We start from the raw sequence: 11,845 nt of genomic DNA, 5'->3' as shown, positions 1-11,845 counted from the left end.
TCCGGCGACTCAGCGCGCGAGCGAAGTCAGGTCCCAGCGCGGCTTCACCGTGAACGCGTAGTCGTTGCCGGCCTGCTCGGGCCAGCGCTGCAAGCGCAGCGCGCCGGCCAGCGCGATCATCGCGCCGTTGTCCGTGCATAGCGACAGGTCCGGGTAGTGCACGTAGAAATTGCGTTTCTTCGCGGCGGCCGAAAGTGCTTCGCGCAGTTGCCGGTTCGCGCCGACACCGCCCGCGACCACCAGCCGGTTCAGCTTCGTGCGCTTGAGCGCCGCGAGCGACTTGGCCGCCAGTACGTCGACGGCGGCGTCGACAAAACCGCGCGCGAGGTCGGCCTTCGCCTGCTCGCAGATATTCGCGCCGCCGAGCCGGTTCGCGTGTGTGAGGACCGCGGTTTTCAGCCCGCTGAAGCTGAAGTCGAGATCGCCGGAATGCAGCATCGGACGCGGCAGCACGACCGCGCCGGGCGTGCCGAATTCGGCCATGCGCGAGACTTCCGGGCCGCCCGGATAGCCGAGGCCGAGCAGTTTTGCGGTTTTGTCGAAGGCTTCGCCGGCGGCATCGTCGAGCGTCTCGCCGAGCGTCTCGTAGACGCCGACGTCGGTGACGCGCATCAGTTGCGTATGACCGCCGGACACGAGCAGCGCGACGAACGGAAACGGCGGCGGTTCATCGACGAGCAGCGGCGACAGCAGGTGCCCTTCGAGATGGTGAATGCCGACGGTCGGCTTGTCCCAGGCCATTGCCAGTGAATTGGCGATGCTCGCGCCCACGAGCAGCGCGCCTGCCAGCCCCGGCCCTTGCGTGTAGGCGATCGCATCGATGTCGCCGCGCGCGACGACCGCGTGTTCCATCACCTCTTCGAGCAGCGGCAGCGCGCGGCGAATATGGTCGCGCGACGCGAGTTCCGGCACGACGCCACCGTACTCCCGGTGCATGGCGATCTGCGAATGTAAGGCGTGCGCGAGCAGGCCGCGCTCGGTGTCGTAGAGCGCGAGTCCGGTTTCGTCGCAGGAGCTTTCGATGCCGAGAACGAGCATGATGAATCGCTTGAAGGCGGGCACACGTAACGCGGGCCCAACAGTGAAAGGTAAGCCTAAAAGTATAGCAGCGCGGGCAAGCAGGCGCTGCTACTGGCGGCCTTCGGGGCTCGGCCACGAACGCGCGGACCCGGCAGGTACAATGCGGCCCCATGGAATCTTTTGATATCGCGGTGATCGGCGCGGGCGCGGCCGGCATGATGTGTGCGGCCGTGGCCGGACAACTCGGCCGGCGCGTGGCGTTGATCGACCACTCGCAGCGTCTCGCGGAAAAAATCCGCATTTCCGGCGGCGGCCGCTGCAACTTCACGAATCTGTACGCGGGGCCGGCCAACTATCTGTCGGCGAATCCGCACTTTTGCCGTTCCGCGCTCGCGCGCTACACGCCGCGCGACTTCATGGCGCTGCTTAAGCGCCATCGCGTGACATGGCACGAAAAGCACAAGGGGCAACTGTTCTGCGACCAGTCGAGCGACGCGATCATCGACGTGCTCAGGAACGAATGCGACGCGGGTGCGGTGGCGTGGCGCGCGCCGCTGTCCGTCGAAGCAGTGAGCCACGACGGGCAGCGTCAGTTCACGCTCGGCACGCCGGCGGGGACGATCACCGCCCGCGCGCTCGTGATCGCGACGGGCGGCCTGTCGATTCCGAAGATCGGCGCGACTGACTTTGCCTACCGGCTTGCCAAACAGTTCGGCCACAAGCTGATCGACACGCGTCCCGCACTGGTGCCGCTGACCTTCGCGCCGGCCGACTGGGAGCCGTTCGCGGCGCTGTCGGGCGTGTCGCTTGAGGTGCAACTCGCGACCGGCAACAAAAAGACCGGCGCCGAATTCACCGAAGATCTGCTGCTCACGCACCGCGGCCTGTCGGGTCCCGGCATCCTGCAGATTTCGAGCTACTGGCAGCCCGGCGAGCCGGTCCATATCGATCTGCTGCCGGAGCGCGATGCCGCGGTCGCGTTGCTGGAGGCGAAAAGCGGCACGAAGCGCCAGATCGCGAATCTGCTCTCGGAGTGGGTGCCGCAGCGGCTCGCGCACGTCTGGCTGGAGACTCACCAGATTCCCGCCGAGGCGCGCGTCGCCGATCTGCCGGACAGGACGCTGCGGCGCGTCGGTGAGGCGCTGTCGCGCTGGACGCTCACCCCGAACGGCACCGAGGGCTACCGCAAGGCCGAGGTGACGCGCGGCGGCGTCGATACGCGCGGCCTGTCGTCGACGACGATGATGAGCGCGCGCGTGCCGGGCCTCTATTTCATCGGCGAAGCGGTCGACGTGACCGGCTGGCTCGGCGGCTACAATTTCCAGTGGGCGTGGGCTTCGGGGGTGGCGGCCGGTCAGGCCGCCACCGACTATGCACGAGGGGCTTGACGGCGCCATCGCTTTGTGAGAAAGCTCTGCTATACTCATCAACCTTTACAAAGTTCCGTTATTGAAAAATGACGACCATCCGCGTAAAAGACAATGAGCCGTTTGAAGTTGCCATGCGCCGTTTCAAGCGCACCATGGAGAAAAACGGCTTACTGACGGAACTTCGCGCTCGCGAGTTTTACGAGAAGCCCACGGCCGAACGTAAGCGAAAGAAAGCGGCGGCGGTGAAGCGTCATTTCAAGCGTCTGCGTGGCCAGATGCTCCCGAAGAAGCTCTACTGATTCTGGCGTTGCCGCGCTCCGCTTCACACGCGGTGCGGCAGCATCCAAGCCGATGGCGGCACGACAGGTGCCGTCACGGAAAACCCGGCCCATCGGGCCAGCCGGCAGGGTCGCATCCACCAACATATTGCGCCAACCCGCTTGAGGAAGAGGTCCCAAGCGGGTATTCGTGTTGATGCCGCGGTATGGCCGCCATCGACCCGCCGGTTTTTCAACTTTCAACGCATTCAGGTGAGTGATGAGTCTCAAAGACCGGATCAACGACGATATGAAAGCTGCCATGCGGGCGCGCGAGACCGAGCGTCTCGGCGCGATCCGCCTGCTGCTCGCGGCGATCAAGCAGCGTGAAGTCGATGAGCGCGTCACGCTCGACGAAGCCGGCGTGACTGCCGTTGTCGACAAGATGATCAAGCAGCGCAAGGATTCGATCAGCCAGTTCGAGGCTGCCGGCCGCACGGATCTGGCCGACAAGGAAAAGGCCGAACTGGCCATCCTGTCCGCTTACATGCCGGCGCAGATGTCCGAAGCGGAAATCGTTGCCGAAGTGCAGGCCGCGGTCGCGCAAACCGGCGCGGCCGGTCCGCAGGACATGGGCAAGGTGATGGGCGTGCTCAAGCCGAAGCTCGCCGGCCGGGCCGACATGACGGCCGTCTCGGCGCAGGTCAAGGCCGCGCTCGCGAAGTAATTCCTGTGGTTTGCCCGGACCGCGCGCGCCGTGTTCGAAAGCGGGCGCGGCGCCGGGTTGCGGTGTCGAGCCTGAGTACCCGTACCGGGCTTGGATTTTAAAGCTTTCCTGGCAGCGTCATTTACTGTGATCCCACCGTCATTCCTGCAGGACCTGCTCAACCGCGTCGATATCGTCGACGTGGTCGGCCGGTACGTGCAGCTGAAAAAGGGCGGCGCAAACTTCATGGGGCTTTGTCCGTTTCACAACGAGAAGAGCCCTTCGTTTACGGTTAGTCCGACTAAACAGTTTTATCACTGCTTCGGTTGCGGCGCGCACGGCACGGCCATCGGTTTCCTGATGGAGCACGTGGGCGCGTCGTTCCCCGAAGCGGTCAACGAGCTCGCGCAATCGGTTGGCCTGACCGTGCCGAACGAGCCTTCGCCGGGCTACGGCGGAGGCGGCGGTTCGGGCGGCGGCTATGCGCCGGCGGCGTCGAAGGCCGTCACCACGGCGCTCTCCGACCTCATGCAGACTGCCTGCGACTTTTATCGCAAGCAGCTGCGCGGCGCGACGGGTGCGATCCAGTACCTGAAAAAGCGCGGCTTGACCGGCGAGATCGCCGCGCGTTTCGGCCTCGGCTATGCGCCGGACGGCTGGCAGAACCTCGAGGCGGCCTTCCCGAACTATCGCGACGACGGGCTCGTCGAGGCGGGTCTCGTGATCGTCAGCGAAAAGTCCGACGGGCAGGGGCAGAACCGCCGCTACGACCGTTTCCGCGAGCGGATCATGTTCCCGATCCGCAACGTGAAGGGGCAGGTGATCGGCTTTGGCGGGCGCGTGCTCGACGGCGGCGAGCCGAAATATTTGAATTCGCCCGAAACGCCTTTATTTAACAAAGGCAGCGAGCTGTACGGCCTGTTCGAGGCGCGTCTCGCGATCCGCGAGCAGCATTACGTGCTGGTCGTCGAGGGCTATATGGACGTGGTCGCGCTGGCCCAGCTCGGTTTCCAGAACGCGGTCGCGACCCTTGGCACGGCCTGCACGCCGATTCATGTGCAGAAACTGATGCGGCAGACCGATACGGTCATCTTCAGCTTCGACGGCGATTCGGCCGGCCGGCGCGCCGCGCGCCGCGCGCTCGATGCCTGCCTGCCGCACGCCGCGGACAACCGCACGATTCGCTTCCTGTTCCTGCCGGCCGAGCACGATCCGGACAGCTACGTGCGCGAGTTCGGCACCGAGGCATTCGCGGAGCAGGTCGAGCGCGCGATGCCGCTGTCGCAATTCATGCTCAACGAGGTGCTGACCGGCAAGGAGCTCGACCAGCCGGAAGGCCGGGCCCGCGCGCTGTTCGACGCGAAGCCGCTCTTGCAGGCGCTGCCGGCCAACGCCCTGCGCGCGCAGATCATGCACATGTTCGCGGACCGGCTCGACGTGCCGTTCAACGAAGTCGCGGCGCTCTGCGAGGTCGATGTGCGGATCGCGGCCGCGGCGCGCGAGGCGCCGGCCCGCAAGGACCGCCGCAGCGTGACCGGGATCGAGGAAAAGACGCTGCGCAATCTGGTGATGTATCCGCGCACGGTCGCGATGCTCGACAGCGAGGCCGAAGAGGCGCTGCTCACGGTGACGCGGCATGGGGAACTGTTCGGGGAAGTGACCACGCATGCGCGCGCGCTCGGCGATTCGGCGGAATTCCAGTTGTTGTCCGATCTCTTGCGAAATGGCGCGAACGCCCCAACTTTCGAGGAAATCTTTCGCAAAATTCTAGACTATGATGAAAACGTCCGGGATTTGCTGCTGAAAGACCCACAGGACGCGGCCGTCATCGAGGAACGGCGCGAACAGGAGCGGATCGTCGGCGAGGAGCTGAAGGCTGCGATTCTGAAGATGCGGTATGACGCTTATTGCGATCGTCTCGAGCAGCTTTCGCGACAATCCCGGCATTCGCCTGAGGAATTCGCCGAGCTCTCGGAACTCAACCGGAAACGGGCTGACATGAAGCGTCAGCTCGGGCTCTAACGGAGAGGCCGAAAGCTCGGGTGGTATAATAAAAAGTTTCTAGCGGTTTGTTTTTCAAGGGTTTTCCTAGCAAAGGCGAAAGGCGATGCGATGGCAAAGACGACAGGCGGAAATCAGGCAGCAGGCACACGCTCGCAGGAGCGCACCGCGAAGGTTACCGAGGCCAGGCTGACTTCATCCGCCAGAAAATCGTCTGCTGTCAGCGTTGCGCCGGCCGGGAAAAAATCGTCGACCACTGCGGCCGCGCAGGCGGCTTCGGTAAGGGCGGCGAAAGCTGTACCACCGTCGGCTGCGAGGCGGCCGGGTGTCGGAAGCGCAAGGGAAGCGGCTGCCGCTGATGACGATGCGGTAGCGCGCGTGACTCCAGTATCCACGGTTCAACCGGCTGTTGTCCAACAGCCGGAGGTCGAGATTACAGCCGGTACGACGAACTCCATGACGAAAAAGCTGAACGAAGTATCTGTCGACGACGATGCAACCCAAGCCGAAGAAACCGCTGCCGCCGCGCCGGGCAAGACGGAGAAGGTCAGGGCTCGCGACCGTCGTGCAAAGGAAAAAGCGCTGCTGAAGGATGCGTTCGCGTCGTCGCAGCCGGGCACGGTGGAGGAACTCGAAGAGCGCCGCTCGAAACTGCGCGCGCTGATCAAGCTCGGCAAGGAGCGCGGCTTCCTCACGTACGCTGAAATCAACGATCACCTGCCGGACAACTTCACCGAGACCGAGGCGATCGAAGGCATCATCAGCACGTTCAATGACATGGGTGTGGCGGTCTACGAACAGGCCCCCGACGCCGAAACGCTGCTGCTCAACGACAACGCACCGGCCGCTTCGTCGGACGACGAAGTCGAAGAGGAAGCCGAAGTCGCGCTGTCCACCGTCGATTCCGAATTCGGCCGCACCACCGACCCGGTCCGCATGTACATGCGCGAAATGGGCACGGTCGAGCTGCTCACGCGCGAAGGCGAAATCGAAATCGCCAAGCGCATCGAAGACGGCCTCAAGCACATGGTGATGGCGATCTCCGCGTGCCCGACCACGATCGCCGACATCCTCGCGATGGCCGAGCGCGTCGCCAACGACGAAGTGCGCATCGACGAACTCGTCGACGGTCTGATCGACGCCGACGCGGAAGACGCCGACGGCTTCTCCGCGCAGGAAGCGGAAGCGATCGAGAACGAAGACGAGGAAGCCGAGGAAGAAGACGAAGAGGACGAGGAAGAAGACGATGGCGCGGCGCAAGCCACGGCCAACGCCGCGCAGCTCGAAGCGCTGCGGCGTGCGTCGCTCGAAAAATTCGCGCTCATCAGCGAGTGGTTCGACAAGATGCGTCGCGCGTTCGAGAAGGAAGGCTACAAGTCCAGGTCGTATCTGAAGGCGCAGGAAACCATCCAGAACGAGCTGATGACGATCCGCTTCACCGCGCGTACCGTCGAGCGTCTGTGCGACACGCTGCGCGCGCAGGTGGATGAGGTGCGCCAGGTCGAGCGTCAGATTCTGCACACGGTCGTCGACAAATGCGGCATGCCGCGCGCGGAATTCATCGCGCGTTTTCCGGGCAGCGAGACGGACCTCGAATGGTCCGACAAGATCGTCGCCGAGGGGCACGCGTATAGCGCGATCCTCACGCGCAACATTCCGGCGATTCGCGAACAGCAGCAACGTCTGCTCGATCTGCAGGCGCGCGTGGTGCTGCCGCTGAAGGACCTGAAGGAAACCAACCGGCAGATGGCGGCCGGCGAACTGAAGGCACGCCAGGCGAAGCGCGAGATGACCGAGGCGAACCTGCGTCTCGTGATCTCGATCGCGAAGAAGTACACGAACCGCGGTCTGCAGTTCCTCGACCTGATCCAGGAAGGCAACATCGGCCTGATGAAGGCGGTGGACAAGTTCGAATACCGTCGCGGCTACAAGTTCTCCACCTATGCGACGTGGTGGATTCGCCAGGCCATTACGCGTTCGATCGCCGACCAGGCGCGCACGATCCGGATTCCGGTTCACATGATCGAAACGATCAACAAGATGAACCGCATCTCGCGGCAGATTCTGCAGGAAACCGGCCTCGAGCCGGACCCGGCAACGCTGGCCGAGAAGATGGAGATGCCGGAAGACAAGATCCGCAAGATCATGAAGATCGCGAAAGAGCCGATCTCGATGGAAACGCCGATCGGCGACGACGACGATTCGCATCTGGGCGACTTCATCGAAGATACGAACACGGTCGCGCCGGCGGATGCCGCATTGCATGCGAGCATGCGCGATGTCGTGAAGGACGTGCTCGACTCGCTGACGCCGCGCGAGGCGAAGGTGTTGCGCATGCGCTTCGGTATCGAGATGAGCACGGATCACACGCTCGAAGAGGTCGGCAAGCAGTTCGACGTGACGCGCGAGCGGATTCGTCAGATCGAGGCGAAGGCGCTGCGCAAGCTGCGTCACCCGAGCCGTTCGGACAAGCTGAAGTCGTTCCTCGAAGGGAATTGAGCGTAGCGGGCTTCGAGAGGTAATCAGTGATGTAGTTTGAGGGGCCTCCTTGTCGTTTCGCATAGGCGAAGCGGTCACGGCGGCCCCTTTTTCGTGTAGTATGTCGGCCAATCGACGAAACAGGCCCGGCCTTCACGACCGGGTCTTTTTCTTCTTGGGCTGGACGCCGTGTTGGTTGCAGGCAGTGGACTCATAATCCACCTCCGAAAGGACATCGTGGGTTCGAACCCCACCCGGCCCACCATTTCTCTTCCGCTGGATTCCCGGGCGTTCCGCCCGATTCTCCGAGGCCCTTGCCGGACAGGCATTCTGGGCAGTCTTCAGCTCCTTGGTCTACCGTGTTGGTTCATTGACTTCCGACATTCTCTGAGGGTAGTTTTGGGGGTACGCTGTTCTTCGCGACAGGAGATACCCCCATGCCCCTCTCCGACGCAACAATCCGCAGTGCCAAGCCCAGCATCAGATCGATCAAGCTTTATCGATGTGCTGTCGACTGCAACGACGCCTTTTCGCGGCGGCAGTATCGCGTTCAACAGCTATGAGGCGAACGTGCGATACGATCTGACTGCCGCACTGACGCTGGCAGCCTCTTACAATTACACGGATGCCGGGTAGAACGAGGCGGTTCCTCCTGTTGATATCACTATCAGAATACTGCCCATCGCTGTCCTATAGATACAGCGCGGCTAGCTACCGCGCCTGTGACTGCCGCAAATAAACGCTCCCTGTCGTGTGACGTGAAAATCGTCCAGGCGATGCGTGCAAGCTTGTTGGGCAAACCGAGCTTGTAGGGCAGGTACCAGCGCACACAAAGAACAATGATTCCACGATCAAAACACCGATCATCGAACAATCCTTTCACACCTTTGCGCTTGCGGATCATCGCCTGCCGAGTCATTGAGCGGGCTGCGTTAGCTGATTCCAACGACTTATTTGCACCAGGTACTTCTGTGCTGTGGGCGATCGTCGCACATTGTTCGTGCTTCTTAATTATTGGACGATGATGAGCCAGTTATGCTCACACGCGTTGTGTCGTTGTGGTAACTGACGAATTTTTCAAGCAGGTGCAGAAATTGTTCGCTTTCTTTATTGGTGAACGGTTCAAGTAGCGTCTTCATTTCATATTCCGCCAATTTTTGCGCCTCTCGGAATATTTTTTTTCCTTCATTCGTAAGCTGTATCTCGATCTTTCGAGCATCCTCCGTGCTTTGTGTTTTGGTCAGCAGTCCGCGATCCGTGAGTAGCTTGACAACGAGTGCCGTCGTAGAACGATCCAGACCAATCAGGCGTGATATGCCGATCTGACTGAGTGAGCCGAGGGTATTCACGATGTATAGCACTCCGTACTGACTCGGTGTGATGTTCACCGGCAGGCAAGCCTGGACGAACAGATCAATGGCGATCTGATGTGCACGTCGGAGCATAAAACCTGGTCGGGAATAAAGCTCGGTGAGCATGGCACCTTCAGCATGCTTATCGGGATTAGGTTTGGTCATTTTTAAAATTGATCGCGTAGGTAGCGCGCCTCATTCTAACTGACCTCGGCGCCATCCACGGCCGCAAGTAGGTACATACCCCAGGGTGATAGGAATTTGACTTGCATCAAAGTCTCTTAGTACTATTCGGCAGACGTCTGTCGTTTTTGGGGCGACAAATCTTGAGGTGAGGAAAGCTGCATGAACAAGGAATGTGAAGTCGCGATCATCGGCGCGGGCAATGGCGGGTTGACCCTCGCGCTGGCCCTGCATGAAGCCGGTATCAACTGCCGTGTCTACGAAGCGGTCCCGGAACTCAAACCGCTCGGCGTAGGTATCAACATCCTGCCGCACGCGACCGGCGTGCTCGGACGCCTGGGCGCGAATGAGGCGCTTTCGAAGATTTCGATTTCGACGCAGAACGCGTCGTTCTTCAACCAGTACGGCCAGCACATCTATACCGAAGCACTCGGCACGAACGCCGGGTATGCCACGCCGCAATTCTCGATTCATCGGGGCGAACTGCAATTGGCGCTGTTGAAGATCGTCGAGGAGCGGCTAGGGGCGGATTCCGTGGTTATGGATCGCCGCTGCATCGGCGCAACTACCGTGGGCGATGAAGCACATGTGCAATTCGAGAACGTAGCGGGTGAGAAATTCACGGTGAAAGCCAGCGTCGTGATTTCCTGCGACGGCTTGCATTCGGCGTTGCGCAAGCAGTTCTACCCGGATGAAGGTGCTCCGCACTATACGGGCGTGAACATGTGGCGCGGCGCGCTGAACTGGTCGCCGTTTCTCGATGGCGCGACGTTCGCACGTGCCGGTGCGCTGACGGCCGACACCGGCAAGATGGTGATCTACCCGATCCTGAACAATCCGGACGGCACGCAACTGATGAACTGGGTCGCGGAAACCGTTTCGCCGCAGCCTGCAATGCGCGACTGGAACAGGCAGGGCAGCCTGGACGACTTCTTTCCGGTCTTCAAGGACTGGCATTTCGACTGGCTCGACGTGGCAAAGATGATCGAGTCGACCCAAAACGTTCTCGTGTTCCCGATGGTGGATCAGGAGCCGCTGCCGCGCTGGACGCATGGGCGTGTGACGCTGCTGGGCGACGCCGCACACCCGATGGTACCGCGTGGTTCGAACGGCGCCGGTCAGGCAATCATGGATGCGGAATATCTGACGGCGCAATTCGTCAAGTTCGGCGTCGGTACTGAAGCGCTGGAAGCGTACGACCGCGAACGTGTCACGGCGACGGGCAACGTCGTACTGGCGAACCGCAAGGCACCGCCCGACAAGATTCTCCAGGTCGTGTACGAGCGCACGGGCGGCAAGCCGTTCGCGTCGATCACCGACGTAATCAGCCTGGATGAGCTGCGCGAAATCACGAGCAGCTACAAGGCCGTCGCCGGGTACACGCTCGAAGGTCTGGCGAACAAGGCCGCGTAACAGGAGATGACGAAATGACAGACGTTAAAGCAGACCGTGCCGCGTATTACGGCCAGATCAAACATAGAAATATGGCCCCGTTGTGGGAGTCGCTGCACAACCTGGTGCCGCCGCAACCGCGCCCGCAAGCACGGCCAGCGATCTGGAAATACGCGGAAGTTCGTGATCTGGTGATGCAGTCGGGCGGCTTGATTACAGCTGAGGAAGCGGTGCGCCGTGTACTGTTCCTGGAGAATCCGGGCCTGCCCGACAAGGCCAGCATTACGCCCGCGCTGTACGCCGGGCTGCAATTGATCCTGCCCGGTGAAATCGCGCCGAGCCATCGTCATACGCAATCGGCGTTGCGCTTCATTCTGGAAGGCTCGACCGCCTATACGGCCGTCGATGGCGAACGTGTACCGATGCAACCGGGTGATTTCATTATCACGCCGTCGTGGACGTGGCACGACCATGGCAACAAGACTGAAGAAGACGGCGGCGAACCCGTTATCTGGCTCGACGGCCTGGATATTCCGATTGTCTACCAACTCGATCAGGGGTTCGCAGAGAACTATCCCGGCAAGGTCCAACCGGTGCAACGCGAATCTGGCGATAGCGCCGCGCGTTACGCCCAGAACATGCTGCCGGTGCGTCATGTCGCGAGCAACCCGACCTCGCCGTTGTTCAGCTATCCATACGACCGTACACGTGAAGCGCTCGATACGCTCTATCGCCATGGCGAGGTGGATCAATGGGATGGCGTGAAGCTGAAATTCATTAATCCTGCCACCGGTAGCTGGCCGATGCCGACCATGGCGACTTTCATGCAGTTCCTGCCTGCCGGGTTTCGTGGCCGCCAGTACCGCACGACCGATGCGACCGTGTATTCGGTTGTGGAAGGTTCCGGCGTCGCGAAGGTCGGTGACAGGACGTTTGAATTCGCGGCGAAGGATATTTTTGTCGTGCCGTCCTGGGTGACGGTGAGTCTCGATGCTGACGTCGATTCCGTGATCTTCAGCTATTCGGATCGCCCGATCGTCAGCGCTCTCAATCTGCTGCGCGAAGAGCGGATTTAGAGCTCGCTTT

General features: G+C 61.6%; 10 protein-coding genes and 1 tRNA gene. 8 read left to right on the top strand and 3 right to left on the bottom strand.

Going from position 1 to position 11,845, the window contains the following annotated elements; translation table 11 throughout:
• Positions 1 to 9: 9 nt before the first annotated feature.
• Positions 10 to 1,038, bottom strand: coding sequence for a tRNA (adenosine(37)-N6)-threonylcarbamoyltransferase complex transferase subunit TsaD (tsaD, locus tag G3N58_RS07620; protein WP_167283623.1), 1,029 nt, complete (start codon positions 1,036 to 1,038; stop codon positions 10 to 12).
• A gap of 152 nt (positions 1,039 to 1,190) precedes the next feature.
• Here tsaD and G3N58_RS07615 point away from each other — a divergent pair, with 152 nt between their 5' ends.
• The 6 genes from G3N58_RS07615 (at position 1,191) to G3N58_RS07590 (ending at position 8,097) form a co-directional block, all read left to right on the top strand.
• On the top strand, positions 1,191 to 2,408 hold the full coding sequence (locus tag G3N58_RS07615; RefSeq protein ID WP_205998871.1) for an NAD(P)/FAD-dependent oxidoreductase: 1,218 nt from the start codon (positions 1,191 to 1,193) through the stop codon (positions 2,406 to 2,408).
• A 68-nt stretch (positions 2,409 to 2,476) separates the two neighbouring features.
• Positions 2,477 to 2,689, top strand: coding sequence for a 30S ribosomal protein S21 (gene rpsU / locus G3N58_RS07610; RefSeq protein ID WP_008919901.1), 213 nt, complete (start codon positions 2,477 to 2,479; stop codon positions 2,687 to 2,689).
• A 238-nt stretch (positions 2,690 to 2,927) separates the two neighbouring features.
• Positions 2,928 to 3,374: a GatB/YqeY domain-containing protein gene (locus G3N58_RS07605; RefSeq protein WP_167039219.1), complete on the top strand. Its 447-nt coding sequence runs from the start codon at positions 2,928 to 2,930 to the stop codon at positions 3,372 to 3,374.
• 126 nt (positions 3,375 to 3,500) lie between these two features.
• A complete protein-coding gene (dnaG, locus tag G3N58_RS07600; RefSeq protein WP_205998870.1) occupies positions 3,501 to 5,375 on the top strand; it encodes a DNA primase in 1,875 nt (624 codons plus the stop codon).
• A gap of 90 nt (positions 5,376 to 5,465) precedes the next feature.
• The gene (gene rpoD, locus G3N58_RS07595; RefSeq protein ID WP_167283620.1) at positions 5,466 to 7,853 is read left to right on the top strand and encodes an RNA polymerase sigma factor RpoD; all 2,388 of its coding nucleotides are present in this window, start codon (positions 5,466 to 5,468) and stop codon (positions 7,851 to 7,853) included.
• Between the two features lie 156 nt (positions 7,854 to 8,009).
• Positions 8,010 to 8,097: transfer RNA gene (locus tag G3N58_RS07590), tRNA-Ile, on the top strand.
• A 402-nt stretch (positions 8,098 to 8,499) separates the two neighbouring features.
• Here G3N58_RS07590 and G3N58_RS07585 read toward each other — a convergent pair.
• Positions 8,500 to 8,751: a hypothetical protein gene (locus G3N58_RS07585; protein ID WP_167039225.1), complete on the bottom strand. Its 252-nt coding sequence runs from the start codon at positions 8,749 to 8,751 to the stop codon at positions 8,500 to 8,502.
• An 88-nt stretch (positions 8,752 to 8,839) separates the two neighbouring features.
• Positions 8,840 to 9,349 (bottom strand): MarR family transcriptional regulator, encoded by a 510-nt coding sequence (locus G3N58_RS07580; protein ID WP_205998869.1) that lies wholly within the window; start codon positions 9,347 to 9,349, stop codon positions 8,840 to 8,842.
• 180 nt (positions 9,350 to 9,529) lie between these two features.
• On the opposite strand from G3N58_RS07580, the gene G3N58_RS07575 reads away from it, so the two are divergent.
• Positions 9,530 to 10,780 carry a flavin-dependent oxidoreductase gene (locus G3N58_RS07575; protein ID WP_205998868.1) on the top strand — a complete coding sequence of 417 codons (1,251 nt, stop codon included), beginning with the start codon at positions 9,530 to 9,532 and terminating at the stop codon, positions 10,778 to 10,780.
• A 14-nt stretch (positions 10,781 to 10,794) separates the two neighbouring features.
• Positions 10,795 to 11,835, top strand: a complete 1,041-nt coding sequence (gene gtdA, locus G3N58_RS07570) for a gentisate 1,2-dioxygenase (RefSeq protein ID WP_167039231.1) — start codon at positions 10,795 to 10,797, stop codon at positions 11,833 to 11,835.
• Positions 11,836 to 11,845: the final 10 nt, after the last annotated feature.

The organism is Paraburkholderia sp. Ac-20342, assembly GCF_017104985.1.
In the GTDB taxonomy this organism is placed as follows: domain Bacteria; phylum Pseudomonadota; class Gammaproteobacteria; order Burkholderiales; family Burkholderiaceae; genus Paraburkholderia.
The sequence above is the reverse complement of the archived record's forward strand: the minus strand, read 5'-3'. Positions and strand labels throughout refer to the sequence as shown.

What these genes read in the sequence shown, in the direction of transcription:
- rpsU (WP_008919901.1), top strand. Translation starts at nt 2,477, where the DNA reads ATGACGACCATCCGCGTAAAAGACAATGAGCCGTTTGAAGTTGCCATG.
- G3N58_RS07575 (WP_205998868.1), top strand. Translation starts at nt 9,530, where the DNA reads ATGAACAAGGAATGTGAAGTCGCGATCATCGGCGCGGGCAATGGCGGG.
- rpoD (WP_167283620.1), top strand. Translation starts at nt 5,466, where the DNA reads ATGGCAAAGACGACAGGCGGAAATCAGGCAGCAGGCACACGCTCGCAG.
- tsaD (WP_167283623.1), bottom strand. Translation starts at nt 1,038, where the DNA reads ATGCTCGTTCTCGGCATCGAAAGCTCCTGCGACGAAACCGGACTCGCG.
- G3N58_RS07580 (WP_205998869.1), bottom strand. Translation starts at nt 9,349, where the DNA reads ATGACCAAACCTAATCCCGATAAGCATGCTGAAGGTGCCATGCTCACC.
- G3N58_RS07585 (WP_167039225.1), bottom strand. Translation starts at nt 8,751, where the DNA reads ATGACTCGGCAGGCGATGATCCGCAAGCGCAAAGGTGTGAAAGGATTG.
- gtdA (WP_167039231.1), top strand. Translation starts at nt 10,795, where the DNA reads ATGACAGACGTTAAAGCAGACCGTGCCGCGTATTACGGCCAGATCAAA.
- G3N58_RS07605 (WP_167039219.1), top strand. Translation starts at nt 2,928, where the DNA reads ATGAGTCTCAAAGACCGGATCAACGACGATATGAAAGCTGCCATGCGG.
- G3N58_RS07615 (WP_205998871.1), top strand. Translation starts at nt 1,191, where the DNA reads ATGGAATCTTTTGATATCGCGGTGATCGGCGCGGGCGCGGCCGGCATG.